Origin of the sequence: Jatrophihabitans sp., from assembly GCF_036389215.1 — a bacterium.
Classification (GTDB): Bacteria; Actinomycetota; Actinomycetes; order Mycobacteriales; family Jatrophihabitantaceae; genus Jatrophihabitans_A.
Map to the genome: position 1 here is coordinate 15,417 of NZ_DASVQG010000296.1, position 25,653 is coordinate 41,069.

Sequence of the window (25,653 nt, forward strand, 5' to 3'; positions counted from 1 at the left end):
GGCCGGCTGTGACAGGCATGGTCGAGGCGGTCCGGCGAAGCTGGAACACTGGGCAGGTGAGCGACGCACCGATCTCAGCGGAACTGTTCGCCCGGGCCCAGAAGGTCATCCCCGGTGGGGTCAACTCCCCGGTCCGGGCCTTCCGGGCGGTCGGCGGCACCCCCAGGTTCATGGTCAGCGGCCAGGGCGCGTACCTGACCGACGCCGACGGCCGGACCTACGTCGACCTGGTCGCCTCCTGGGGGCCGATGATCCTGGGCCATGCCCATCCGGCGGTGGTCGAGGCGGTTCGCCAGGCGGCGGGCCACGGGCTGTCCTTCGGCACCCCGACGGTCGGTGAGGTGGAACTGGCCGAGGAGCTGATCGCCCGGGTGGCGCCGGTGCAGGAGGTACGGCTGGTCAACTCCGGCACCGAGGCCACCATGTCGGCGATCCGGCTGGCGCGTGGCGCCACCGGCCGCAGCAAGGTGATCAAGTTCGCCGGCTGCTACCACGGCCACGTCGATTCGCTGCTGGCCAGCGCCGGCTCGGGGGTGCTCACCCTGGGGCTGCCCGACACCCCCGGGGTCACCGGCGCCCAGGCCGGCGAGACGATCGTGCTGCCCTACAACGACGTGGCCGCCGTCGAAGCGGCCTTCGAGCTGAACGGGCCTGAGATCGCGTGCGTCATCACCGAGGCGGCGGCGGGCAACATGGGTGCGGTGGCGCCGCTGCCCGGCTTCAACCAGGCGCTGCGGGACATCACCGCCAGGCACGGTGCGCTGCTGGTGATGGATGAGGTGATGACCGGCTTCCGGGTCAGCAGGGCCGGTTGGTACGGCCTCGATCCGGTCGAGGCCGACCTGTTCACCTTCGGCAAGGTGATGTCGGGCGGGCTGCCGGCGGCGGCGTTCGGTGGCCGGGGCGAGCTGATGGCCTACCTGGCGCCGGCCGGGCCGGTCTACCAGGCGGGCACCCTGTCCGGTAATCCGGTGGCGGTCGCCGCGGGACTGGCCACCCTGCGCAACGCCGACGCCGAGGTCTACGCCCGGTTGGACGCCACCGCGTTCACGGTCGGCCGGCTGGCCTCCGAGGCGCTGACCGCCGAGGGCGTCGCCCACCAGGTGCAGTACGCCGGCAACCTGTTCTCGATCTTCTTCGGCGAGTCCCCGGTGACCAACTTCGTCCAGGTCCAGGCCAGCGAGACGTTCCGGTACGGCCCGTTCTTCCACTCGATGCTCGATGCCGGGGTGTACCTGCCACCCAGCGCCTTCGAAGCCTGGTTCGTCACCGCCGCGCACGACGACGACGCGATCGCCCGGATCGCCGACGCGCTGCCGGCCGCCGCCCGGGCCGCGGCAGCCGCCGCGCCCGCTGGACGACAGTGACTGCGGCGCGATGAGCCCGACAGTGACTCGGACCACGGTCCACCTGCTGCGCCACGGCGAGGTGTTCAACCCGGACAAGGTGCTCTACGGCCGGCTGGCCGGGTTCCGGCTGTCCGAGGCCGGCGAGGCGATGGCCGAGCGAGCCGCCGGTTACCTTGCCGGCCGGGACGTGACCTACCTGGCCTCCTCGCCGCTGGAGCGCGCGCAGCAGACCGCGAAGCCGATCGCCGCCGAGTTCGGTCTGGACGTGGTGCTCGACGAGGACCTCATCGAGGCCGCCAACGCCTTCGAAGGCAAGCGGGTCGCCGGGCCCGGCGGGGTGTTGAAGCACCCGAACAACTGGTCGAAGTTCCGCAATCCGACCCGGCCGTCCTGGGGTGAGCCCTACCAGCAGGTCCTGCGGCGGATGCTGGCCGCCGCGCAGCGCGCCCGCAAGCAGGCGGAGGGTCACGAGGCGGTCTGCGTCTCCCACCAACTTCCGATCGTCTGCCTGCGCCGCTACGCCGAGGGCAAGCGGCTCTTCCACGACCCGCGCCGCCGGCAGTGCTCACTGGCCTCGCTCACCTCGCTGACGTTCGAGGACGACCGGATCGTCGGAGTTGGCTACGCCGAGCCTGCCGGGTCGACCCCGAACCGGTTGGAGGAGCAACCCCCAGGCGCCTGAGAAAGACCGCGCCTGCGCAACTTGGCGCCCTGGGCGGCTCGGGCGGACCAGCCCCGCCTCCTCAGCCGATCTCTGAGCGCCGGCACAGCCGGTGCTCAGGAAAACGGGGCAGTGCGGCTGTGCGATAGCGCACGCATCACACTGTGGGAGTGAACCCGTTGCACACTGGGATGGCTATGACATCTCGTGCCGCCGTGCTGGCCACGGCGCTGTCGGCCGTGCTCGGCCTGTCGGCGTGCAGCGGCGGGAAGAACGCCGTGGACCAGAGCGCCGGCAACCAGTTCCGCTACGTCCAGGCCAACAAGAAGGGCTCGGTGATCGAGGCGGCCCAGCGCAAGCAGGCCGGCCCCGTCACGGGCACCCTGCTGGCCGGCGGGAACTACCGGCTCAGCGATGACCGGGGCAAGGTCGTCGTCCTGAACTACTTCGCGTCCTGGTGCCCGCCGTGCCAGTCCGAAACCCCGCAGTTCGACTCGATCTACCGCCAGCGCAAGTCCGCCGGCGTCCAGTTCATCGGCATGGACGTCAAGGACCCGTCCAAGAGCGCGGCGCAGTCCTGGATCAAGGACAAGGGCGTCACCTTCCCGGTGGTCTACGACGAGGCCGCCAGGACGGCCATCCAGCTCGGCGACGTGCCGATGGCCGCGTTGCCCTCGACCGTGGTGATCGACAAGCAGGGCCGGGTCGCCGCGGTCTACGTCGGCTCGGTGCTGCCGGCAGACCTCACCCCGGCGCTCGACGAGCTGACCGAAGAGGCCTGAGCGGTGCAGCCGGCCGTGCTCGCCAGCGGGTTCAGCAACACCGTCACCGACGGTGCGCTGGTGCCCGCCGCGGGCGTGGCGCTGCTGGTCGGAGTGCTCGGCTTCCTGTCGCCGTGCGTGCTGCCGCTGGTGCCTGGCTACCTCTCCTATGTCGCGGGCCTGGCAGGTGACAGTGCCGGTGGCGGTGACAGTGCCGGTGACAGCGCCGGCGACAGCGCCGGTAGGCACGCGCACCGGCAGCGCCGGATGGTCGCCGGGGCGTTCCTGTTCGTGCTCGGGTTCACCGTGGTGTTCGTCGCGACCGGTGCGCTGTTCGGCACCCTCGGCTCCAGCATCAGCGTGCACCGGCTGCTGCTGGAACGGATCTTCGGCGTCGTCACGATCGGGATGGGCCTGGTGTTTCTCGGCAGGTTCCGGTTCCTGCAGCGGGAGGCCAAGCTGCACCGGTTGCCGCCGGCCGGCCTGGTCGGGGCCCCGCTGCTGGGCCTCACCTTCGGCCTGGCCTGGACGCCGTGCCTGACGCCGACCTTCGGCGCGGTGTACGCCCTCGCCGCCAGCCAGGGCACGGCCGGCCGCGGCGCGCTGCTGTCGGCGGCGTACTGCCTCGGCCTGGGCGTGCCGTTCCTGCTGGTGGCGATGGGCCTGGGATGGGTGAGCGGTGCTCTGGCCGTCGTTCGCCGGCACGCCCGGCTGGTCAGCCAGGCCGGCGGTGCCGTGCTGATCGTGATGGGCCTGCTGCTGTTCAGCGGGGTCTGGGACCACTGGATGAACTACCTGCGGCTGGAATTCGCCGGTGTCGGCGTCGGATCGGGGCTGTAGATGAGCTCGCCCCGCGGCACCGGGCACCGGTCGGTGCGGTTGCCGGTACCGCCTACCGCGCGCCAGCTGTGGCGGCGGCTGGTCTCGATGCGGACCGCGCTGGTGCTGCTGTTCCTGCTGGCGCTGGCCTCGGTGCCCGGTTCGCTGCTGCCGCAACGCCCGCTCAACCCGCCGAAGGTGCAGCAGTACCTGGCCACCCACGGCGCCTGGGGCAGGTTCCTGGACCGGATCGGCGCCTACGACGTCTTCGGCTCGATCTGGTTCTCGGCGGTCTACCTGCTGCTGTTCGCCTCGCTGATCGGCTGCCTGATCCCGCGGATCACCGTCTACGCCCGCGCCCTGCGCGCCCGGCCGCTGAAGGCCCCCCGCAATCTGGACCGGCTGGCGGAGAACACCGCACTCAGCACCGGCCTGGACCCCGACCAGGCGGCGGCCCGGATCAGCCGGGCGCTGCGGCCGCGCTGGCGCACGGTGGTTCGCACCGAGGAGAGCGGCGCGGTGGCCGTCTCGGCGGAGAAGGGCTACAGCCGGGAGGCCGGCAACCTGCTGTTCCACGTCTCGCTGCTGGTCGCCCTGGTCCTGATCGCCGCCGGCCGGCTGCTCAGCTACGAAGGCTCGATCGTCGCCACCGAGGGGTCGGGGTTCTGCAACCGCCCGATCTCCTACGACTCCTTCACCGCCGGGCGCTGGGTCAAGTCCGGCGGGCTGGCCGACTTCTGCGTCGACCGGCTCGAGAAGTTCACGGCCACCTACCGCGAGGACGGCACGCCCGCCCAGTTCAAGGCGGACGTCAGCTACTCCGAGGACCTGGCGGGGCCGCCCCGGCACGCCGTGATCGAGGTCAACCACCCGCTGCGGCTCGAGGGCGACCGGGTCTACCTGCTCAACCACGGCTTCTCGCCGACCGTCACCATCACCCGCCCGGGCCGCACTCCGGTCACCGACACCCAGGCGTTCCTGCCCCAGGACGAGGTGCTCACCAGCGAGGGCGCCTTCAAGCTGCCCGGCAGGGACGGCACCAAAGACGACGACCTGGGGCTGAGTGCCGTCTTCGCCCCCACCCCGGTGATCAGCGGTGGGGTCGTCACGTCGATCTCGCCGCAGGCCACCAACCCGGTGCTGGCGGTGCTGGCCTACACCGGCGAGCTGAATCCGGGCGGCCAGCCGCAGTCGGTCTACTCCCTCGACCAGAAGCAGATCGCGTCCGGCAAGCTCAAGCAGGTCGGCGCCCGGAACCTGGCGATCGGGCAGTCCATGACGCTGCCGGACGGCACCGTGATCCGCTTCGACGGCTACCGGCAATGGGCCAACCTGCAGGTCTCACACGACCCGACCCAGGCCAGGTTGCTCCTCGCGGCGATCCTGATGGTGGCGGGCCTGCTCGGCTCCCTGGCGGTCCGCCGGCGCCGGCTGTGGGTGCGCGTTGCTCCACCGGACGCCTCGGCTCGTAGTGTGGTCTGGGTAGGCGGTTTGGCTCGCAACGACGGCGGGAACTTCAGCACCGAGTTCCAGGCGATCGTCGCGGAGCTGGCGGCCGTCCTGGGCGCCGGCCCGCAGCCCGACACGGTGGCGGCAGCCCCGGCGGCGGCCTCGACGGCTGCTGAGAAGATCGGCGCGGGAAAGGACTGAGATGGCCATCGACGGCGGCTTGGCTTCGTTGTCCGAATCACTGTGGACGGCGGCCACCGGCACCTACATGCTCGCCGTGGTCGCCTACACCGGCGAGTACGCCTTCGGCAAGAACGGCCGGATCGCCCAGACCAGCGCGGTGCAGGCCGGTGCGGTGCAGGCCGGTGCGGTTCGCACCGATGCCGCCGTGATCGGTGCCGCCGCGATCGGTGCCGCCGCGATCGGTGCCGGGAAGCCCAGCGCTGCCCGGCAGCCGGCGCTGGTGGGCGGAACCGAACCGGCCAGCCGGCTGAGCGAGCCGCCCGACCAGCCGGGTCACGGCACCGGATCCGTGGAACCCGATGGCCGGGGCGGCCGGCGTTGGGGCCGGGCCGCGGTCGGCTTGACGCTGCTGGCCGCCGCGTTCCACCTGGCCTGCGTCGCCATCCGCGGCATTGCCGTGGACCGGGTGCCGTGGGGCAACATGTACGAGTTCACCCTGGTGGTCGGCCTCATGGCGACGGTCGCCTGGCTGGCCACCCTCGTGAAGATGCCGCAGCTGCGCTACCTCGGCCTGTTCGTCATGATGCCGGTACTGCTGGTGATGTTCCTGGCCGGCACGCTCTACACCAAGGCGTCCAAGCTGGTGCCGGCGCTGCAGTCGTACTGGCTGGCGATCCATGTCTCCGCGGTGGCGGTCGCGGAGGGGATCCTGCTGACCTCGGCGGCGATCACCATGATGTACCTGGCACGGGCCCGTTTCGAACGGATCGCCGCGACCGGGAAGGCGCCGGCCCGGTTCGCCGGCCTGGGGTCCCGGCTGCCGGCTGCCGCGGCACTGGACAAGGCCGCCTACCGCACCGTGGCGTTCGCGTTCCCGATCTACACCGCCGGGGTCATCTTCGGCGCCATCTGGGCCGAGGCGGCCTGGGGCCGGTACTGGGGCTGGGACCCCAAGGAGACCTGGGCCTTCATCGCCTGGGTGGTCTATGCCACCTACCTGCACGCCCGGGCGACTGCCGGCTGGAAGGGCAACCGGGCGGCCTACATCAACCTGCTCGGCTTCGGGGCCATGACGTTCAACTTCTTCGTGGTGAACATCGTGATCTCCGGGCTGCACTCCTACGCCGGTCTGAGCTAGCCGCCGCCCGGGTGGCTATCGACGGTGTGCAGATCGATCAGGAATCCGGAAGCGCGGGCCCCCGAGCCGCGGCTAGCGTGACCGACATGGACCTGATGAGCGTACGGACGGATCCGCAGTCGCCGGCGTTGCATCGTGCCGACAGCCACGATGTGATCCGGGTGCACGGCGCGCGCGAGAACAACCTCAAGGACTTGCATGTCGAGATCCCGAAGCGCCGGCTGACGGTGTTCACCGGCGTCTCGGGCTCGGGCAAGAGTTCTCTGGTGTTCGACACGATCGCCGCGGAGTCGCAGCGACTGATCAACGAGACCTACAGCGCCTTCGTCCAGGGGTTCATGCCGACGCTGCCGCGGCCCGAGGTCGACGTCCTCGAAGGGCTGACGACCGCGATCATCGTGGACCAGCAGCGGATGGGCGCCGACGCCCGCTCCACCGTCGGCACCGCCACGGACGCCAACGCGATGCTGCGCATCCTGTTCAGCCGGCTCGGGCAGCCGCACATCGGCCCGCCCAGCGCGTTCGCCTTCAACGTCGCCTCGGTCCGGGCGAGCGGGGCGATCACGGTCGAACGCGGCAACCGCAAGGCCGTCAAAGCGACCTTCAACCGTCTCGGGGGCATGTGCCCGCGCTGCGAGGGCATGGGCTCGGTCACCGACTTCGACCTGTCCGCGCTGTACGAGGACAGCCTGTCGCTCAACGAGGGTGCGCTCACGATCCCGGGCTACAGCATGGAGGGCTGGTACGGCCGGATCTTCACCGGCTGTGGCTTCTTCGACCCGGACAAGCCGATCAAGAAGTTCACCAGGAAGGAGCTGCACGACCTGCTGTACAAGGAGCCGACCAAGATCAAGGTCGACGGGATCAACCTGACGTACGAGGGGCTGATCCCACGCCTGCAGAAGTCGATGCTGTCCAAGGACGTGGACGCGCTGCAGCCGCACATCCGGGCTTTCGTGGAGCGGGCGGTGACGTTCACGACCTGTCCCGAGTGCGACGGGACCCGGCTGGCCAAGGAGGCCCGGTCGTCCAAGATCAAGGGGATCAGCATCGCCGACGCCTGCGCGATGCAGATCAGCGACCTGGCCGGGTGGGTTCGCGGGCTGGAGGAACGGTCGGTGGCGCCGCTGCTGGTGGCGCTGGGGGAGACGCTGGACTCGTTCGTGGAGATCGGGCTGGGCTACCTCTCACTCGAGCGGCCGTCGGGCACGCTGTCGGGCGGCGAGGCGCAGCGCACCAAGATGATCCGGCACCTGGGGTCGTCGCTGACCGACGTGACGTACGTCTTCGACGAGCCGACGATCGGGCTGCACCCGCACGACATCCAGCGGATGAACGACCTGCTGCTGCGGCTGCGCGACAAGGGCAACACCGTGCTGGTCGTGGAGCACAAGCCGGAGGTGATCGCGATCGCCGACCACGTCGTCGACCTCGGCCCGCGCGCCGGCACCGAGGGCGGCGAGGTGGTGTTCGAGGGCACCGTCGAGGAGCTGCGGGCCAGCGGCACGCTCACCGGGCGGCACCTGGACGACCGCGCGCGCCTGAAGCCCTCGGTGCGGACGCCGTCCGGGGCGCTCGAGGTCCGCGGCGCGAACCGGCACAACCTGCGCGACGTCGACGTCGACATCCCGCTCGGCGTGCTGGTCGTCGTCACCGGGGTGGCCGGCTCGGGCAAGAGCTCGCTGATCCACGGCTCGGTGTCGGGCCGGGACGGGGTGGTGTCGGTCGACCAGGCCCCGATCCGTGGCTCACGGCGGAGCAACCCGGCGACCTACACGGGACTGCTGGAGCCGATCCGCAAGGCGTTCGCGAGCGCCAATGGCGTCAAGCCCGCGCTGTTCAGCGCCAACTCCGAGGGCGCCTGCCCCACCTGCAACGGAGCCGGGGTCATCTACACCGACCTGGCGATGATGGCCGGCGTCGCCACCGTCTGCGAGGAGTGCGACGGCAAGCGGTTCCAGGCGGAGGTGCTCGGCTATCGCTTCGGCGGCAAGGACATCAGCGAGGTGCTCGCGATGCCGGTGACCGAGGCCGAGGAGTTCTTCGGCGACGGCGAGGCCAAGACGCCGGCCGCGCACCGGATCCTCACCCGGCTCGCCGACGTCGGGCTCGGCTACCTCAGCCTCGGGCAACCGCTCACCACGCTGTCCGGCGGCGAGCGGCAACGGCTCAAGCTGGCCACCCAGATGGCCGAGAAGGGCGGCGTCTACGTGCTCGACGAGCCGACCGCCGGGCTGCACCTCGCCGACGTCGAGCAGCTGCTCGGCCTGCTCGACCGGCTCGTCGACTCCGGCAAGTCGGTCATCGTCATCGAGCACCACCAGGCGGTGATGGCGCACGCCGACTGGATCATCGATCTAGGCCCCGGCGCCGGCCACGACGGCGGCCGGATCGTATTCCAGGGCACGCCCGCCGACCTCGTCGCGGCCCGCCCCACCCTCACCGGCGAGCACCTGGCCGCCTATGTCGGCACAGTTGGCACCTGAAGCCGGCACCTGAGGCCGGCACCGGGGCGCGGGCGCTGAAACGCGGCACCCGGAACGGGGCACCTGGAACGCGGCACCTGGAACGCGGCACCCGGCCCCGGAGGTCTGTCAGGGACGGTTGATGTTGCGCAGGAACTCCGGGTCGTCGTCCGGGCCGACCGGCCTGCCGCGAGGCGGCGCCTGCGGCCGGCGAGGCGACGCCTGTGGCTGGCTGCTGCCCCGCGCGACCAACTGCCCGCTACGCGGCCGTCCGAAGATGGCCCAGGCCAGCGCGCCGAACTCCAGGAACAGCAGGATCACCACCACCCACGCCCACCGGGGCAGATTGCGCACCCGCTTGTCGTCGCAGGTCAAGGAATCGAAGATCGCCCAGAGCCAGAACACCACACTGACGATGAAGAAGAGGCCACCCAGCTTCAGAAGCATGGGCACTAGCTTAGGTCGTCCGCGCCCTGACGGCGCCGGATTGAGCAGGCAGGGATACTGGCACGGTGGCATTCACCGACCTGGCTGACTTCGTCCGTGCCCTGGAGCGCTCCGGTGAGCTGATCCGGGTCAAGGCGCCGGTCGATCCACATCTAGAAGTCGCCGGCATCGTCCAAAAGGTCGTGCGCGATCATGGCCCGGCGCTGCTGTTCGAGAACCCGACCCGGGGCCGGATGCCGCTGCTGATGAACCTGTTCGGCACCACCTCGCGGATGTGCCAGGCGCTCGGGGTGCGAAGCCTGGACGAGATCGGCGACCGGATCGCCGGCCTGCTCAAACCGGAACTGCCGCAGGGCTTCGGCGGATTTCGGGATGCGCTGGGCAAGGCCGCCCAGCTGCGCAACGTCCCACCGCGCCACGGCAAGCGGGCCCGCTGCCAGGAGGTCGTGCTGCGAGGCGATGAGGTCGACCTCGGCCTGCTGCCCGGAATCAAGTCCTGGCCCGGTGACGGCGGGGTATTCCTCAACCTCGGCCTGACCCACACCAAGCATCCCGAGACCGGCGCCCGCAATCTCGGCATGTACCGGTTGCAGCAGCAGGATCGCCGGACGGTCAGCCTGCACTGGCAGATCCACAAGGACTCGACCTCGCATGCCGCGATCGCCGAGCGCCGCGGGGACCGGCTGCCGGTGGCGATCGCCTTCGGCTGCCCGCCGGCGGTCACCTACGCCGCGTCCGCGCCGCTGCCGGCTGACATCGACGAGTACCTGTTCGCCGGGTTCCTGCAACGGGAACGGGTGGAGCTGGTGGACTGCCTGACGGTGCCGCTGCAGGTGCCGGCCCACGCCCAGGTGGTGCTGGAGGGGTGGGTCGAGCCGGGTGCTCGGCTGCCCGAGGGCCCGTTCGGCGACCACACCGGCTTCTACACCCCCGTCGAACAGTTCCCCTATATGCGGGTGGACGTGATGACCACCCGCGAGCAACCGATCTACCAGTCCATCGTGGTGGGCCGGCCACCGCAGGAGGACGGGCCGCTGGGCAAGGCGACCGAGCGGATCTTCCGGCCGCTGATCAAGCTCACCATCCCCGAGATCGTGGACTATGACCTGCCTGAGGCCGGCGTGTTCCACAACTGCACCATCGTCTCGATCCACAAGCGGTTCCCCAAGCACGCGCACAAGGTGATGAACGCGATCTGGGGCGCCGGGCTGCTGTCCCTGTCGAAGTTGATCGTGGTGGTCGATGCCGATTGTGACGTGCACGATTACAACGAGGTCGCCTGGCGCGCGTTCGGCAATGTCGACTACGCCCACGACGTGGTGCACATGACCGGGCCGGTGGACCATCTGGACCACTCCTCCTACGAGCAGTTCTACGGCGGCAAGCTGGGCATCGACGCGACCGCGAAGCTGCCGTCCGAGGGCTACCGGCGCGAGGGCGGCTGGCCCGAACCGTGCGTGCTGGACCAGGCGACGGTGGAGCTGGTCCAGCGCCGCTGGCGGGAGTACGGCATCAGCTAACCCGGCTCCCTGGCCGCGCCGTGGCGGCCGGGCTGGCAGACTCTTAAGGCGTGTCAGCCGCCCCGATCACCGCGCCGGTACCCAGCAGGACCCGGGCGTTCCTCCGGCTGGTGATGATCGAGCACTCGGTGTTCGCGCTGCCGTTCGCGCTGATCGCCGGATGCACCGCGATGTGGGCCCGGACCCGGTCGATGCACTGGGTCGAACTGGTGCTGATCGTGCTGGCGATGGTGTCGGCCCGGACGGTGGCGATGGCCGGCAACCGGATCCTGGACCGCCGCTTCGATGCGCTGAACCCGAGGACCGCCCAGCGCGAGCTGGTGACCGGGGCCCTGCCGGTGGCGGTGGCCTGGCGCGGTTTCGCGATCGCGCTGGTGATCTTCCTGGCGTGTGCCGCCGCCCTCGGGCCGTTGCCGCTGCTGCTGTCGCCGGTGGCGGTCGGCCTGCTGATCCTCTACTCCTACGGCAAGCGCTTCACCGACTTTCCGCAGGTGCTGCTGGCGCTGGCCCAGGCGGTGGCGCCGATCGGCGCCTGGATGGCGGTGACCGGTGGTTTCGCCTGGCCGGCCACCGCGCTCGGGCTCGCGGTCGGCACCTGGATCGGCGGCTTCGACCTGATCTATTCCTGCCAGGACGCCGAGATCGACCGGGTGATCGGCTCCCGGTCGGTCCCGGCCCGGTTCGGCATCGCGGCCGCGCTGCGCTGGTCCAGCATCACCCACCTGGTCACCGTCGGCTGCTACGCCTGGTTCGGGCTGGCCGCGGGCCTGGGCTGGCTGTGGTGGCTGGGCCTGGCGATCACCGCCGCCGTGCTGGCCTATGAGCACCTGATCGTCCGGGCCGAGGACCTGTCCAGGGTGAACCGGGCGTTCTTCACCGCCAACGGCTTCGTCGGCATCCAGCTGTTCGTCTTCGCCCTGGCCGACCTGATCGTGCAGGGCCTGCGGCTGTGAGTGGAGCGATCGGGGACTCACACCGGCTGCCCTGGATCGTCGGGGTGTCCGGGGCGTCGGGAACCCCGTACGCCAAGGCGGTGATCAGAGCGCTGCTGCAGGCCGGCCACCCGGTGGATCTGATCGTGTCGCGGGCCGCCCGGCTGACCATCCTGGACGAGACCGGCATCGCCTTCCGCGACAACCATTGGACCGAGGATGCGGCGTTATGGCTCGGCGCCGATGCGGCCGGCGCCCTCGGCGCTGATGCTGCTGGCTCGTTCGGCGCCGATGCTGCTGGCGTGTTCGGCGGCGACCTGCGGTACTGGACGGCAACCGACCTCAGCGCCGGTCCGGCCAGCGGCTCGTACCCGGCCCGCGGAATGGTGGTGGTGCCGGCCTCGACGGCGGCGGTGGCCGGCATCGCGCTCGGCCTGTCGAAGGACCTGCTGCAGCGAGCCGCCGACGTGACGCTCAAGGAGCGCCGGCCACTGGTGGTGGTGCCGCGCGAGACGCCCTACACCCGGGCCACCCTGACCCACCTGATCGAGCTGTACGACGCGGGCGCGGTGGTGCTGCCAGCCAGCCCCGCCTTCTACGCCGGTGCCGGCTCGGTTCAGCAACTCGTCGACTTCGTGGCGGCCAAGGTGCTCGACGTGCTCGGCGTCCCGCACTCGCTGATCACCCGGTGGACCGGTCAGCTCGGTGCCGGCCGGGCCTCCGAGCCCGGCGACGCCCAAGCCTCCGAGCCCGGCGCGGTGGCTGAACCGGCCGCGGTGGCTGAATCCGGTCCTCCCGGGCCCGGGACGGCCTGACAGACTCCAGCCATGGACGCCGTCGACCGCGCGATTCTGGATGCCCTGCGGGCCAACGCCCGCGCGACCTTCGCCGAGCTGGCCCGGGAGGTCGGCCTGTCCGCGCCGGCCGTGCACGAGCGGGTCAACAAGCTGGAGGCCCAGAACGTGATCACCGGCTACCACGCGGCGGTGGCTCCCGAGTCGCTCGGCTACTCGATGAGCGCGCTGGTCGGCATCTTCCTGTCCGACACCGCCGATGAGGATCTGGTGGCCGACGAGCTGGCGGCGCTTGCCGCGGTCGAGGACTGCTGGTTCGTCGCGGGCGAGGAGTCCTTCGTGGTGAAGGTCCGGGTGCCTGATGTCGGCGGTCTGGAGAAGGCCATCCGGGCGCTGGCCAAGATCAACGGAGTGGGCCGGACCCGTTCGACGGTGGTGCTCTCGACCAGGTTCGAGGGACGGGTCCAGTCGGCGGGGCATCGCACACCTGAGTCGAGCGAGCCGGAGCAGCGCCGGTGAGGTAGCGGCGGTGCCGTGAGGCAACGGAAACTGCGCCCCTCTCAAGGCTCCTGCATGGCCACCGCCTCCCGGCAAGGCGCTGAGCTGGGACAGCCGCCGGGTACTACATTGGTGTCGATTTCATAACGTGCCCATCGAGCCGGTCACGATGGTGCGTTCTCGGACCGCCCAGCCCGCGAGGAGGCCGTAGTGCCAGGCGCCGGTTACCTGCACGAGTCGCCCGCCGCCGTCGCGGCCGGGCCGCGGAGCGGCTTTCTCGACGTCTGGGTGCTGTCGGTGTCCGGTGTGCGCGCCGACCATGCGGACCTGTCGGTACTGGACGAGCGCGAGCGGGAGCGGGCGGTGAAGTTCGTCCGGGACGTCGACCGGCACAGCTACTTGGCCGCGCATATCGCGCTGCGCTACGTCCTGAGCCGGCATCTGGGCCTGCCGCCGGGGCAGGTAACGTTGGCCCGGGACGCCTGCCCGAACTGCGGTGCGATGCACGGCCGCCCGGTACTGGCCGAACCCGACCCCGCGGTGCAGTTCTCGCTGTCCCACGGCGGTGACCTGGTACTGATCGGCGTTGCCGCCACGCCGGTCGGGGTCGATGTCGAGGAGGTGCCCGACCCGCAGGTCGCTTGGGACCTGACCGCCCGGCTGCATCCGGTCGAGCAGCGCGAGATCGCCACTGCGCAGCGCCCGGAGCTGGCCTTCGCCACGGTGTGGACGCGCAAGGAGGCCTATCTGAAAGGCATCGGCACCGGGCTGTCCGGGGGCCTGGCCACCGACTACCTGGGCACCACCGGGCTGGCGCCGCTTCCGGACGGCTGGAGCGTGCTGGACGTGCCGGTCCCGGCCGGGTACGCGGGCGCCGCCGCGGTGGCGAGCGCGACACCCGACACCCGGGTGCTGCAACTGCCGGCGGCGGTCATCGAGGGCGACGCCGCCGCAATGGGCGACGCCGGCGCGATGGGCTGACGCCGGCGCGATGGGCTGACGCCGGCGCGATCGGCGGACGGCCACCGGCTAGCGCGGGGATTCCACCGGCAGGCCGTATTGCGTCGCTGCCTCAACCATCCGATGGTCATAGGTCAGCAGTACCTGGAGGTCGAGCAACTCCGCCGCCGAGGCGATGTGCAGGGCGTCCAGCGTGCGCACCTCGGGAGGCGGCAGCTCGCCGGCCAGCGCCAGCGCCGCCGGTGTCAACGCCAGCCGGTCGATCCGGCCGAGGAGCACGGTGGCCGCCCCCACCGCCTGCTGGCTGACCCGGGCGGCCAGCCTGCGCAGTTCCACGACCCCGACGGAGTTGGTCACCAGCCGGCCATCCTGCCCGGCGATCCAGTCGCGCAGGGCCGGCGTCTCGGCCTCGGCGATCAGCAGCTTGGCCAGGGCGGAGGTGTCGGCGTAGATCAACGGTCCTCGCGCAGGCCGGCGAGCAGCTCGTCGGTACCGGGGGAGCCCTCCGGGGCCTGGACCGGTTCGACGCCGAGCACGTTCCCACGTCCGGGCTGCAGCTCGCCGCCGGCGATCAGGTCGGCACGACCCTGGCGCTGGCCGCCGATCGGCACCAGCTGCGCGACCGGATGGCCGTGGTTGGTGATGCGGATCGTCACGCCGGTCGCCACCCGGTCCAGCAGCGCGCTGGCGTTCTGGCGTAGCTCTCGAACACCGACCTGCTCTATGTCCTCCGCGTCGTCGTCCTCCGCGTCGTCCTTCATGTAGCACACAGTAGCACTCAGCTCAGCTAGGATAGCGGTATACCCCGGTCATCCGCTCGGCGAGCGCCTGCTCGGGCGGGGTGCCGGCCGCCAGCGCGGCCCGCACGCCCTCCTGATCAGCCACCGAACGGTTCTGGCTCAGCTTGGACTTCGCCTCGATCCGCTCGATCACCAACTCCAGGCCGACGATCGCGCGAAGCTGGCCCTCCATGTAGTCAGCAGGCCCGTCCGACATCGCCCACGGTTCGGTTCGGGGCTCCTCGTGCCGGGCCGTCAGCCGGCCGACCAGCGACCGCAGCCACTCGACGTCGTCATGCACCACGAGCTGGCCATAGACGTGCGCGGTGACGTAGTTCCAGGTGGGCACCACCCGCCCGTGTTCTGCCTTGGCGGGATACCACGACGGTGACACGTAGGCATCCGGGCCGTGCGCGATCACCAGGGACGTGCCGGTGGCGTCGCGCCAGTGCGGGTTGTTGCGGGCGACATGGCCCTGCAGCGTGCCGGCCTGCCGGTCGTAGAGCATCGGCAGGAAGGTCGCCGTCAGGCCGTCCGGGGTGGTGCTGATCAGGTCCACCGCGATGATGGCCGACAGCAGGTCGCTCACCTCGGCCGGCGACATCGCGAAATGCGCGGGAACGTACATGTGACCAGCATGGCAGCGCGGATGCCGCGGTGTGGGTGCTACCGCCAGCGCCGGAACGTAGGGTGAGCCCATGGCATGGAACGCGCTCCGCAAGGCCGAACTCACCGAGAAGGTCGCCGCCGGCGAGCGGCTGACCCGCCAGGACGGCGAGGACCTCTACGACTGCGATGACCTGGCCTGGCTGGGTGGGCAGGCGCACCGGGTGCGGACCGAGAAGAACGGTGACGCGGTGTACTTCAACGTCAACCGTCACCTCAACCTGACCAACGTCTGCCGGGCGTCGTGCGCCTACTGCTCGTTCGAGCGCAAGCCCGGGGCCAAGGATGCCTACACCATGCGGGTCGAGGAGGCCGTCGAGCTGGCATTGGCGATGAAGGACGACGGTCTCACCGAGCTGCACATCGTCAACGGCCTGCACCCGACCCTGCCGTGGAAGTACTACCCGCGGGTGCTGCGCGAGCTCAAGGCGGCGCTGCCCGGAGTCGCGCTCAAGGCCTTCACGGCCACCGAGGTGCACTACTTCGAAGAGATCTCCGGCCTGCCCGCCAGCGACATCCTCGACGAGCTGATCGACGCCGGGCTGGAGTCCCTGACCGGCGGCGGCGCCGAGATCTTCGACTGGGAGGTGCGCAAGCAGATCGTCGACCACAACACCCACTGGGAGGACTGGTCACGGATCCACCGGCTGGCTCACCAGAAGGGGCTCAAGACGCCGGCCACCATGCTCTACGGCCATATCGAGGAACCGCGGCACCGGGTCGACCATGTGCTGCGGCTGCGCGAACTGCAGGATGAGACCGGTGGTTTCCAGGTCTTCATCCCCCTGCGGTTCCACAACGACAACAACCGGCTCTCGCACCTGAAGATGGCAGCGCCGGCCGACGTGCTCAGGACCTTCGCGGTGTCCAGGCTGCTGCTGGACAACTTCGCGCACGTGAAGGTGTTCTGGGTGATGCACGGCCTGTCCACCTCGCAGCTGGCGTTGAACTACGGCGCTGACGACATGGACGGCTCGGTGGTCGAGTACAAGATCACCCACGACGCGGACGGCTTCGGCACGCCGGACAAGCTCACCCGGGAGAACCTGCTGGAGTTGATCCGCGACGCCGGCTTCCAGCCGAAGGAACGCAACACCCGCTACGAGGTGATCCGCGAGTACGAGCCGCCGGTGCCGCTGGCACAGCGCCGCGCCGAACCGCAGGCTGTCTGGGCATGAGTGAGGATCGCAGCGAGCGCCAGCGAGCGAGGACCGGAGCGAGTCGCGATGAGCGCGTGCGCGAAGAGCCAGGGTCCATGAGTGAGGATCGCAGCGAGCTTCGGGCGCCGTCGCCGGGGCAGACGCTGGGTGCGATGTGGCTGTACACCGTGCTGCGCTTCGGCTTGTTCCTGGCGCTCTGGGGCCTGCTCTACGTCGCGCGGGTTCCGGGACTGCTGGCCGGAGCCATTGCGGTGGTCCTGTCGATCCCGCTGTCCTACATCCTGCTGAACAAGCAGCGCGCCCGGCTGGCGGCCAACCTCGAAGCCAGGGTGGCGGCCCGGCAGGCGCAGCGGCACAACCTCGACGCCCAGCTCTCCGGCGAGCCGGAGGACGAGTCAGCCCCGTAGCAACGCTCGCACTTCGGCGACGGCCTGCCGGTTGCCGGCCAGGTGCCACCGATGCCCGCGGTGATGCACCACCTCGGTCACACCGCCGGCAGCCCGCACCAGCGCCACACCGGGTAGCCAGTCCCACTCGAGGGTGTCCAGTTGGGCCCAGACGCCCAGCCGGCCGCCGGCCACCGCCGCCAGTTCCAGCGATCCCGAGCCCAGCATCCGGACCGTTGCCGCGCCACGCAGCACGGCAAGCAGCGGTTCGCGGGCGTCGTCGTCGGGCAGCGTCGCCGGATGCAGGTAACTGGCCAAGGACAACCGCGACAGCGGCGCGTCCGCCAGCTGCCGAACCGGCACCCCGTTGCAGGTGGTCGGCTGGTCGGCGCCGCCCAGCCACAGCTCGTCGGTGGACGGGTGATAGACCGCGCCCAGTACCGGCTCGCCGGCGCCGGTGGCCCCGCAGGCCAGCGCGAGCGCCGAACACCAGTACGGCAACCCCGACAGGAAGTTGTAGGTGCCGTCCACCGGGTCGATGTACCAGGTGCGTCCACCGACCGCCGGCTGGTTGGCTCCCTCCTCACCGATCAGGCCGTCGTCGGGCCGCGCGGCCCGCAGGGCCCCCACGATCAGGTCCTCGGCGGCATGGTCGGCGTCGGAGACGACGTCGGACACCGAACTCTTGTGATGGGTCTCCAGGCCCTCCCGCAACATCCAGGCCGCCAACCGGCCGGCCTGGCGCACCAGTTCGCCGGCCAGTTCCAGATCGTCGGTCACGATCGCGAGCCTAGCCCGATCGGCTACCTGCCCATCCTTGCCCGCGTAGCCTCAGTGGCGTGACCGAGCCCCCCACCGCCAGGCCGCGGGTCGGCCATATCCAGTTCTTGAACTGCCTGCCGATCTACTGGGGGCTGGTGCGCTCGGGTGCCCTGCTCGACCTGGAGCTGACCAAGGACACCCCGGACAACCTCAATCAGCTGCTGGTGCGGGGCGCGCTCGACATCGGTCCGATCTCACTGGTGGAGTACCTGCGGCATTCGGATGAGCTGCTGCTGCTGCCCGACATCGCAGTCGGCTCGGACGGCCCGGTGCTGTCGGTCGACCTGGTGTCGCAGCGCCCGCTGGCCGAGCTGGGCGGCCGGCCGGTCGCGTTGGGCTCGACGTCGCGGACCTCGGTGCTGCTGGCCCAGCTGTGGCTGCGCGAGGTTCACCAGGTCGAGCCCGAGTACTTCAGCTGCCCACCGGACCTGACCGCGATGATGCTCGAAGCCGACGCCGCCGTGGTGATCGGCGACGTCGCGCTACGGGCCACCTACGAGGGCGCCAGCAAGGGCCTGGACGTGCACGACCTGGGGCAGGCCTGGCGATCGTGGACCGGCCTGCCGATGGTCTTCGCGGTGTGGGCGGTCCGGCGCGAGTTCGCGGCCGAGAACCCCGGCCTGGTCAAAGACGTGCACGCCGCCTTCGTCGGCAGTCGGGACGAGGCGCTGGCACACGTGGACGAGGTGGCGGCCCAGGCCGCTCGCTGGGAGGTCTTCGACGCCCCGACCCTGGCGAACTACTTCCGGACGCTGGACTTCTCACTCGGCGCACGCCAGCTGGCCGGCCTGACGGAGTTCGCGCGCCGGGCCGCCGCGGTCGGCGCGGTCGCCGGCCCGGTGATTCCGGAGTTCGCGCAGGTCTGACGATCCGCTCACCGCACGCTGGGGCCGAAAGGACCGGGCTGAGCAAGACCGGGCTGAGAATGACGGAGTCTCGTGCGCGGGCATGCGAGACTCCGCCATCCTCATGAGGGTGGAGCAAGACGGGACCAGCTGCCATCCCCCAGCCAGGGTTTCGTCCTGAAGGTCTAGCTTGTGCAGAACTCAGCGTAGTGCTCCGGTGTGGATCCGGTAGCCGTTTCCGGCCATGAGATGGGCCACCCCCCGGACAGCCACCGCGCTGAATTTCCGGCCCGGGCCAGTCCCGCCCGCCGGGCCCCGCGCGCGCATCGGTGCCGGCTCGGCGGCTGCTTCAATGAAGGTGGCGCGCCGGTAGCTGGACCGACCGGCACCCGACCGGCTTGCGACGCACGATCGATCTGGAAGGCCTCTCGTGACAGAACCCACCATGGACGCCGAACTCGCGGAATGGCTGGCCACCACGCCCGTGGAGGCTGACGAGGAAGCCACCATCGAGGAGTCCCGAGCGGTCGCGGGCAGAGCCCATCTGCTGGCCCGGGAGAGGATGCACCCGGCGCTGATCCCGGCATCGGAGACCGATCAGGAGATCGACAGCCCGCACGGCCGGCTGCCCATCCGGGTGCTGCGACCGGCCGGCACCGAGGCTGGAGCCACCAGGCCCACGGTGGTCTACTTCCATGGCGGTGGCTGGATCTCGGGCACCATCGACACCCATCTCCACCACGCCCGCCGGATCTGTACGCAGGCCGACATGGTGGTCGTGTCGGTCGGCTACCGGCTGGCGCCCGAGCACCCGTTCCCGGCCGCGTTCGAGGACGCCGTGCTGGCCACCGAGTGGGTCGCGCAGCGGACCGCCGAACTCGGTGGGGATGCCGGCACGCTGGTCCTGGCCGGCGACAGTGCCGGGGCCCAGCTGGCAGCGTCGGTGGCGATCGCTCGCCGGGATGCCGGCCAGCCGGTCTCGGCCCAGCTGCTGCTCTATCCGGTCACCGACGTCGCGGGCCGGTACACCGACCCGGAGATCAACGCCCGTTACATGTCCCGGCGCACCACCGGACGCAACTTCGGGTTGACCTTGCAGGGGATGGTCAACTTCGCCACCAACTACGTGGACGAGGAGTCCTCCTATGACTGGCGGGTCTCACCGATGCGAGCGCCTGACCTCAGCGGCGTCGCGCCGGCCGTGATCCATACCGCCACCCTGGACGTGCTGCGCACCGAGGGGAACTTCTATGCCGATGCGCTGCGCAAGGCCGGCGTCCGGGTGATCAGCCGCGAGTGGCCGACCCTGAACCACTCCTACTTCGGCTTCGGCGGGGTGTCGGCAGTGGCCGATGGCGCCGCCGCGCAGGCCGCGGAGGACCTGCGGAACCTGCTGGCCGGTGGTTCGGATTAGCGGGCCGTCCCCGGCGCGGACCACCAGCCCGGTGCCGCACACTAGGCCGGTGGCCAGCGCAGATGAACTCCGCGCCGCCTACCACCAGCAGGTCCGCGGCGTCCTGCCCGCCAGGCAGCCCGAGAGCATGCGGGTGGACCGGGACGGGCCACTGCTGCGGATCACCGGCGGCAAGCACTACGGCTGGGTCGACTACCGCGACCTGGCGGGCCTGACCGGGCCGGCACTCGACGCCCTGATCCGGCGGACCTGCGAATTCTTCGCCGGCCACGGTGAGGCCTTCGAGTGGAAGACCCACTCCTACGACGAGCCGGCCGACCTGCCCGGCCGGCTCGTGGCCGCCGGGTTCGTGGCCGGTGAGGTCGAGACCGTGGTGGTCGGCCCGGCCGGGCAGCTGACCGAGGAGCCCGAGTTGCCCGCGGACGTGCGGATCCGCCGGGTCAGCGACCAGGTGGACTTCGACCGCATCGGGGCGCTGCAGACCGAGATCTGGAACGAGGACTGGCACTGGCTGGCCGACGACCTCGCCGAGCGGCAGGCCGCCGACCCGGATGACCTTGCCATCTTCGTGGCCGAGGCCGGTTCCCGGCTGGTCAGCGCGGCCTGGCTGATCCGCAGCCCCGGCACCGACTTCGCCACCCTGTGGGGCGGGGCGACGCTGGCGGACTGGCGCGGCAGGGGGATCTACCGGGCCCTGGTCGCGCGGCGGGCCCAGTACGCCGTCCAGGTGGGTAACCGCTACCTGCAGGTGGACGCATCCGCCGACAGCGCCCCGATCCTGCAACGGCTGGGATTCGTGGCGGTGGCCACCACGACGCCCTACCTGTGGACGCCGCCGGACCGGGAACAGGGCGTCCGTCTACCCTGAGCGGGTGACCCTGCGCGCGGACCCCGTCGAGATCGCGAACCTGCTCCAGCATGCCGCCGACGGCGGCCGGCTCACGCCGGAGCAGGCCCTGCTGCTCTACACCGACGCTCCGCTGCACGCGCTCGGCGAGGCCGCCGACACCGTCCGCCGGCGGCGCTACCCCGACAACGTCGCGACCTACATCATCGACCGCAACATCAACTACACCAACGTCTGCCTGACCGCCTGCAAGTTCTGCGCCTTCTACCGCGCGCCCGGGCACCGCGAGGGCTGGACGCACACCGACGCCGAGATCCTGCGCCGCTGCGGCGAGGCGGTCGAGCTCGGCGCGACCCAGATCATGTTGCAGGGCGGCCACTCTCCCGAACTCGGCATCGAGTTCTACGAGCGGATCTTCGCCGCCATCAAGCGGGAGTACCCGTCGCTGACCCTGCACTCCCTCGGCGCCTCCGAGGTGGTGCACATCGGCAAGGTCTCCGGGCTGGAGCATGCCGAGGTGATCGCCCGGCTGCACGCCGCGGGCCTGGACTCCTTCGCCGGTGCGGGTGCGGAGATCCTGGTCAGCCGGCCGCGCACCGCGATCGCGCCGCTGAAGGAGTCCGGCGAGGTGTGGCTGTCGGTGATGGAGACCGCCCACACCCTGGGGGTGGAATCCACCGCCACCTTCATGATGGGCACCGGTGAGACCAACGCCGAGCGGATCGAGCACCTGCGGATGGTGCGCGACGTGCAGGACCGCACCGGCGGCTTCCGCTCGTTCATCCCGTGGACCTACCAGCCTGAGAACAACCACCTCAAGGGCCGCACCCAGGCGACCTCGCTGGAGTACCTGCGGATGATCGCGCTGGCCCGGCTGTTCTTCGACAACGTCAACCACCTGCAGGGCTCGTGGCTGACAACCGGCAAGGACATCGGCCAGCTGACCCTGCACTACGGGGCCGACGACCTCGGCTCGGTGATGCTGGAGGAGAACGTGGTGTCCTCGGCCGGGGCCCGGCACCGGTCCAACCGCACCGAGCTGATCGAGCTGATCCGCTCGGCGGGCCGGATCCCGGCTCAGCGGGACACGCTCTACAACCACCTGCTGGTGCACACCGACCCGGCCGATGACCCGGTGGACGACCGGGTTCACTCGCACTTCGCATCCACCGCGCTCACCCTGCTGCCGACCGCCCGAGCCGCGGTCAGCTGAGCGCCGCTGCCGCGCACCGGCGCGGGTATGGCGGTAACCGGCGGATCAACGACAATGGAAGCCTGATGACGCGCGCAACCCTGGCCAAGGAACCCCACGACGTCGCCCGGATGTTCGACGGGGTCGCCAAACGCTACGACCTGACCAACACGGTGCTGTCCTTCGCGCAGGACCGGCGCTGGCGGCGCGCTACCCGGGACGCGCTGGGCCTGCGGCCAGGAGAACGGGTGCTCGACGTCGCGGCCGGCACCGGGGTGTCCACCGCCGAGCTCGCCCGCTCGGGGGCTGAGGCGGTGGCCAGTGACTTCTCCCTCGGCATGTTGCGGGCCGGCGCCCGGCGACCCGGCCGGCGGCAGCTGCCGTTCGTGGCTGCCGACGCGCTGCGGCTGCCGTTCGCCGACGAGGCCTTCGACGCGGTCACGATCTCCTTCGGCCTGCGCAACATCGCCGACGTGTCCGCTGCGCTGACCGAGTTCGCCCGGGTCACCAAGCCGGGCGGCCGGCTGGTGGTCGCCGAGTTCTCCACCCCGGTGATCCCGGGTTTCCGGCAGCTCTACCTGAACTACCTGATGCGGGCGCTGCCGTGGGTGGCCCGCCGGGTGTCGAGCAATCCCGAGGCCTACGTCTACCTCGCCGAGTCGATCCGCAGCTGGCCGGACCAACAGCAGCTGGCCTGGACCATCGCCGCGGCGGGCTGGCAGGAGGTGCACTACCGCAACCTGACCGGTGGGGTGGTGGCGCTGCACTGGGCGCGGCGCCCGAGCTGAGCGGGCAAGGTCGAGGGGCCACACCCCCCGGCGGTTTGACTTAGTTGCGGGTCGCAGCTAATTTAGATGCATGCAGCAAGCATATAAACGGCCGACCCAGCTGCCCCATGGCGCAGACTGCGATGACCCGATCTCCACGGTGGAACGCGAGTTCGGCAGGCTGATGATGCACATGACCCGCTACAAGCATCAGGTCAACGGAGACCGGATCGACCGGATGGCACTGATGGTGCTGGGCACCTTGACCCACTGCGGGCCGTCCCGCCTCACCACGGTGGCCGAGCGGACCGGCCTGGATCCCTCCACCGTCTCGCGCCAGGTCGCGGACCTGGAAAAGGCCGGCCTGCTGGCTCGCGACGTCGACCCGGAGGACCGCCGGGCCATCCTGCTGAAGGCCACCGGCGAGGGGCAGCAGGTCCTGGACCGGCTCTCACGCGGGCGGCGCAGGCGGGTCGAGCGGCTGCTCAGCGACTGGCATCCCGATGACATCGTCACGTTGGGGCGGCTGCTCGCGCAGCTGAACGCGGACACCGAGAAGTACGGCGATCAGAACGCACTCGAACTCGAACAGGAACTCAATCATGGCTGAACCACGCGTCGCCGAGGTCGACAACTCGGGCCGCCTCACCCACCAGCAGATCATGCTGATCCTCTCCGGGCTGCTGCTGGGCATGTTCCTGGCTGCCCTGGACCAGACCATCGTCTCGGCCGCGATGCGCACCATCGCCGACCGGCTCAACGGCCAGACCAACCAGGCATGGGCGACCACCGCCTACCTGGTCACCTCGACGGTGTCGACCCCGCTCTACGGCAAGTTGAGCGACATGTACGGCCGCAAGAAGTTCTACCTCTTCGCCATCTCGATCTTCCTGGTCGGCTCGATGCTCAGCGGCATGGCCAACTCGATGGAGGAGCTGGCGGCGTTCCGTGCCGTGCAGGGCCTGGGCGCCGGTGGCCTGATGGCGCTGGCCTTCGCGATCATCGGCGACATCGTCCCGCCGCGGGAGCGGGCCCGGTACCAGGGCTACTTCATGGCCGTCTTCGGGATCTCCTCGGTCGCCGGGCCGGTGCTCGGCGGCCTGCTGGCCGGCCAGGACCGGCTGCTCGGCTTCGACGGCTGGCGCTGGGTCTTCTACGTCAACCTGCCGATCGGCATCGTCGCCCTCGCCGTGGTCAGCCGGTTCCTCAACATCCCGCACCTGCGCCAGGAGCACAAGGTCGACTACCTCGGCGCGATCACCCTGGTGCTGGGTGTCACCTCGTTACTGCTGGTCGCCGAGCAGGGCCGCACCTGGGGCTGGGGCTCGGGCAAGTCCGTCACCTACTACGTCCTCGGCGCGGTGCTGCTGGTCGCCTTCCTGATCATCGAGCGCCGGGTCGGCGACGAGGCGATCCTGCCGATGAAGATGTTCCGCTCACCGGTCTTCAACGTGGCGTCGCTGATGAACTTCATCCTCGGGATGGGCATGTTCGGCGGCATCATCTGCCTGCCGCTGTACATGCAGATCGTCAAGGGCTTCAGCCCGACCAAGGCCGGCCTGTCGCTGTTGCCGATGATGGTGGGAATCATGACGGTGTCGATGGCCAGCGGCATCATCACCGCCAGGACCGGCCGGTACAAGATCTTCCCCATCGTCGGCACCGGGGTGCTGATCGCGGCGCTGCTGGGCCTGTCCCGGATCAGCTACACCACCGACTACGCGGTGCTGGTGCCGCTGATGCTGATGCTGGGTGCCGGCCTGGGCTGCTGCATGCAGACCCTGGTGCTGGCGACCCAGAACGCGGTGCCGCCGTCGCAGATGGGTGTGGCCACCGCGTCGGCGACCTTCTTCCGCTCGATGGGCGGCACCTTCGGCACCGCGATCTTCCTGACGATCTTCTTCTCCGGCGCGGCCACCCACATCACCGGCAACGTGCAGGCCGCCAGCCAGACGCCGCAGTTCCAGGCCGCGCTGCGCGATCCGGCCAACGGCCTGATCGCCCGGGCGCTGCGGGCCATGGCCGGTGGCTCGACCAGCCAGCTGAACGACACCAGCTTCCTGCAGCACGGAGCCATGGTGCTGCGCGAGCCGTTCCTGGCCGGGTTCGCCGAATCGATGGACCGGGTCTTCCTGGTGGCCGCCTTCGTGGTGCTGCCGGCGTTCATCCTCAGCTTCTTCCTCAAAGAGGTGAAGCTGCGGATGGAGTCCGGCCTGGAGGCCCAGGCCGCCGAGCGCGCCGCGGCTGCCAGCGCGGTGGCCGGCAACCCGGCGCCGCAGGCCGACGAGCGGACCGCCGCCCAGCTGGGAACCGGAACCGGGAACGACCGGACCGCCGCTCAGCTCGGCGCCGGATCCGACGGCCGGGATCGCTGACCGACACGGTACGAACGTGCGAACGCCGGCCTGTCACTGAGGTGACGGGCCGGCGTTCGGCTGCCTTGGAGGGGGCCAGTACCGCATCTATCGACAGGCCGCCATCGAACTTGAGGGCGACCCCGCAGATAGCGCCCGCGGCAATCGGCGGCTGAACCGGGGTCGCACCCTTCGGCGCGATGACGCGAAGTCATGAAATAATCTTATTCAGATCTAACAGGCCGTACGCTCCGGCATCATGAAAACCACACTTGCGACACTAGGGATCGGCCTCCTCGTTGCCGTTTCCCTACCCGCGATCACTCCAGTCGCGGCCACCGCCGACCCCCTCTCGGTAGTCAACTGCGCCACGGACGGGCCTGAGGACCCACACCTCTCGACAGTCAGCCGGAGACAGGGCTTGGCCGAGGTCAAGGCGGGTACC

27 protein-coding genes are annotated in these 25,653 nt (G+C 70.4%); 22 read left to right on the forward strand and 5 right to left on the reverse strand.

What is annotated here, in order from left to right; translation table 11 throughout:
* Positions 1–17 precede the first annotated feature (17 nt).
* From hemL to VF542_RS16720, 7 genes are all read left to right on the forward strand, one after another.
* Complete coding sequence (gene hemL / locus VF542_RS16690; RefSeq protein ID WP_408652848.1) at positions 18–1,367, forward strand: glutamate-1-semialdehyde 2,1-aminomutase; 1,350 nt, start codon at positions 18–20, stop codon at positions 1,365–1,367.
* A gap of 22 nt (positions 1,368–1,389) precedes the next feature.
* Positions 1,390–2,031 (forward strand): histidine phosphatase family protein, encoded by a 642-nt coding sequence (locus VF542_RS16695; RefSeq protein WP_408652823.1) that lies wholly within the window; start codon positions 1,390–1,392, stop codon positions 2,029–2,031.
* A gap of 176 nt (positions 2,032–2,207) precedes the next feature.
* Positions 2,208–2,792, forward strand: coding sequence for a TlpA disulfide reductase family protein (locus VF542_RS16700; RefSeq protein WP_408652824.1), 585 nt, complete (start codon positions 2,208–2,210; stop codon positions 2,790–2,792).
* 3 nt (positions 2,793–2,795) lie between these two features.
* Complete coding sequence (locus VF542_RS16705) at positions 2,796–3,611, forward strand: cytochrome c biogenesis CcdA family protein (protein ID WP_408652825.1); 816 nt, start codon at positions 2,796–2,798, stop codon at positions 3,609–3,611.
* Positions 3,612–5,240, forward strand: coding sequence for a cytochrome c biogenesis protein ResB (resB, locus tag VF542_RS16710; protein WP_408652826.1), 1,629 nt, complete (start codon positions 3,612–3,614; stop codon positions 5,238–5,240).
* A gap of 1 nt (position 5,241) precedes the next feature.
* Positions 5,242–6,360, forward strand: a complete 1,119-nt coding sequence (ccsB, locus tag VF542_RS16715) for a c-type cytochrome biogenesis protein CcsB (RefSeq protein WP_408652827.1) — start codon at positions 5,242–5,244, stop codon at positions 6,358–6,360.
* 95 nt (positions 6,361–6,455) lie between these two features.
* Complete coding sequence (locus VF542_RS16720; RefSeq protein ID WP_408652849.1) at positions 6,456–8,846, forward strand: ATP-binding cassette domain-containing protein; 2,391 nt, start codon at positions 6,456–6,458, stop codon at positions 8,844–8,846.
* Between the two features lie 108 nt (positions 8,847–8,954).
* Here the strand turns inward: VF542_RS16720 and VF542_RS16725 are convergent, their stop codons facing one another.
* Positions 8,955–9,272 carry a PLD nuclease N-terminal domain-containing protein gene (locus VF542_RS16725; protein ID WP_408652828.1) on the reverse strand — a complete coding sequence of 106 codons (318 nt, stop codon included), beginning with the start codon at positions 9,270–9,272 and terminating at the stop codon, positions 8,955–8,957.
* 65 nt (positions 9,273–9,337) lie between these two features.
* On the opposite strand from VF542_RS16725, the gene VF542_RS16730 reads away from it, so the two are divergent.
* The 5 genes from VF542_RS16730 to VF542_RS16750 all read left to right on the forward strand — a co-directional run bounded on the left by VF542_RS16730 (position 9,338) and on the right by VF542_RS16750 (position 13,997).
* Positions 9,338–10,792 carry a menaquinone biosynthesis decarboxylase gene (locus VF542_RS16730; RefSeq protein WP_408652829.1) on the forward strand — a complete coding sequence of 485 codons (1,455 nt, stop codon included), beginning with the start codon at positions 9,338–9,340 and terminating at the stop codon, positions 10,790–10,792.
* Between the two features lie 50 nt (positions 10,793–10,842).
* Entirely contained in the window at positions 10,843–11,745 is a 903-nt protein-coding gene (mqnP, locus tag VF542_RS16735; protein ID WP_408652830.1) for a menaquinone biosynthesis prenyltransferase MqnP, read from the forward strand.
* Between the two features lie 8 nt (positions 11,746–11,753).
* Positions 11,754–12,539 (forward strand): UbiX family flavin prenyltransferase, encoded by a 786-nt coding sequence (locus VF542_RS16740; protein ID WP_408652850.1) that lies wholly within the window; start codon positions 11,754–11,756, stop codon positions 12,537–12,539.
* A 12-nt stretch (positions 12,540–12,551) separates the two neighbouring features.
* Positions 12,552–13,037, forward strand: a complete 486-nt coding sequence (locus VF542_RS16745) for an Lrp/AsnC family transcriptional regulator (protein WP_408652831.1) — start codon at positions 12,552–12,554, stop codon at positions 13,035–13,037.
* 189 nt (positions 13,038–13,226) lie between these two features.
* The gene (locus VF542_RS16750; RefSeq protein WP_408652832.1) at positions 13,227–13,997 is read left to right on the forward strand and encodes a 4'-phosphopantetheinyl transferase family protein; all 771 of its coding nucleotides are present in this window, start codon (positions 13,227–13,229) and stop codon (positions 13,995–13,997) included.
* Positions 13,998–14,045: 48 nt separating this feature from the next.
* On the opposite strand, the gene VF542_RS16755 is transcribed toward VF542_RS16750, so the two are convergent.
* The 3 genes from VF542_RS16755 to VF542_RS16765 are packed head-to-tail and all read right to left on the reverse strand — an operon-like array spanning position 14,046 to position 15,383.
* Positions 14,046–14,432, reverse strand: coding sequence for a type II toxin-antitoxin system VapC family toxin (locus VF542_RS16755; RefSeq protein WP_408652833.1), 387 nt, complete (start codon positions 14,430–14,432; stop codon positions 14,046–14,048).
* Positions 14,429–14,737, reverse strand: a complete 309-nt coding sequence (locus VF542_RS16760) for a type II toxin-antitoxin system Phd/YefM family antitoxin (RefSeq protein WP_408652834.1) — start codon at positions 14,735–14,737, stop codon at positions 14,429–14,431. Before VF542_RS16760 ends, VF542_RS16755 begins: the two co-directional genes overlap by 4 nt.
* Positions 14,738–14,759: 22 nt before the next feature.
* Positions 14,760–15,383, reverse strand: a complete 624-nt coding sequence (locus VF542_RS16765) for an FMN-binding negative transcriptional regulator (protein ID WP_408652835.1) — start codon at positions 15,381–15,383, stop codon at positions 14,760–14,762.
* Positions 15,384–15,453: 70 nt separating this feature from the next.
* On the opposite strand from VF542_RS16765, the gene mqnE reads away from it, so the two are divergent.
* Both mqnE and VF542_RS16775 read left to right on the forward strand, forming a co-directional pair.
* Positions 15,454–16,599 carry an aminofutalosine synthase MqnE gene (gene mqnE, locus VF542_RS16770; RefSeq protein WP_408652836.1) on the forward strand — a complete coding sequence of 382 codons (1,146 nt, stop codon included), beginning with the start codon at positions 15,454–15,456 and terminating at the stop codon, positions 16,597–16,599.
* A 77-nt stretch (positions 16,600–16,676) separates the two neighbouring features.
* The gene (locus tag VF542_RS16775) at positions 16,677–16,988 is read left to right on the forward strand and encodes a DUF4229 domain-containing protein (RefSeq protein WP_408652837.1); all 312 of its coding nucleotides are present in this window, start codon (positions 16,677–16,679) and stop codon (positions 16,986–16,988) included.
* Here the strand turns inward: VF542_RS16775 and VF542_RS16780 are convergent.
* Positions 16,977–17,747, reverse strand: coding sequence for an inositol monophosphatase family protein (locus VF542_RS16780; protein ID WP_408652838.1), 771 nt, complete (start codon positions 17,745–17,747; stop codon positions 16,977–16,979). The two genes, VF542_RS16775 and VF542_RS16780, sit on opposite strands and share 12 nt — an antisense overlap.
* Positions 17,748–17,806: 59 nt before the next feature.
* Here VF542_RS16780 and VF542_RS16785 point away from each other — a divergent pair, with 59 nt between their 5' ends.
* The 8 genes from VF542_RS16785 to VF542_RS16820 form a co-directional block, all read left to right on the forward strand.
* Complete coding sequence (locus VF542_RS16785; protein ID WP_408652839.1) at positions 17,807–18,655, forward strand: menaquinone biosynthetic enzyme MqnA/MqnD family protein; 849 nt, start codon at positions 17,807–17,809, stop codon at positions 18,653–18,655.
* 409 nt (positions 18,656–19,064) lie between these two features.
* Positions 19,065–20,048: an alpha/beta hydrolase gene (locus VF542_RS16790; protein WP_408652840.1), complete on the forward strand. Its 984-nt coding sequence runs from the start codon at positions 19,065–19,067 to the stop codon at positions 20,046–20,048.
* Positions 20,049–20,097: 49 nt separating this feature from the next.
* The gene (locus VF542_RS16795; RefSeq protein WP_408652841.1) at positions 20,098–20,916 is read left to right on the forward strand and encodes a GNAT family N-acetyltransferase; all 819 of its coding nucleotides are present in this window, start codon (positions 20,098–20,100) and stop codon (positions 20,914–20,916) included.
* A 4-nt stretch (positions 20,917–20,920) separates the two neighbouring features.
* Entirely contained in the window at positions 20,921–22,108 is a 1,188-nt protein-coding gene (gene mqnC, locus VF542_RS16800) for a cyclic dehypoxanthinyl futalosine synthase (protein WP_408652842.1), read from the forward strand.
* A 65-nt stretch (positions 22,109–22,173) separates the two neighbouring features.
* Positions 22,174–22,875, forward strand: coding sequence for a demethylmenaquinone methyltransferase (locus tag VF542_RS16805; RefSeq protein ID WP_408652843.1), 702 nt, complete (start codon positions 22,174–22,176; stop codon positions 22,873–22,875).
* A 70-nt stretch (positions 22,876–22,945) separates the two neighbouring features.
* Positions 22,946–23,464, forward strand: coding sequence for a MarR family winged helix-turn-helix transcriptional regulator (locus tag VF542_RS16810; RefSeq protein ID WP_408652844.1), 519 nt, complete (start codon positions 22,946–22,948; stop codon positions 23,462–23,464).
* Positions 23,457–25,229 (forward strand): MDR family MFS transporter, encoded by a 1,773-nt coding sequence (locus VF542_RS16815; protein ID WP_408652845.1) that lies wholly within the window; start codon positions 23,457–23,459, stop codon positions 25,227–25,229. The genes VF542_RS16810 and VF542_RS16815 overlap by 8 nt, the downstream gene beginning before the upstream one ends.
* Positions 25,230–25,467: 238 nt before the next feature.
* The coding region (locus VF542_RS16820; protein WP_408652846.1) for a hypothetical protein at positions 25,468–25,653 on the forward strand (186 nt) is incomplete at its 3' end.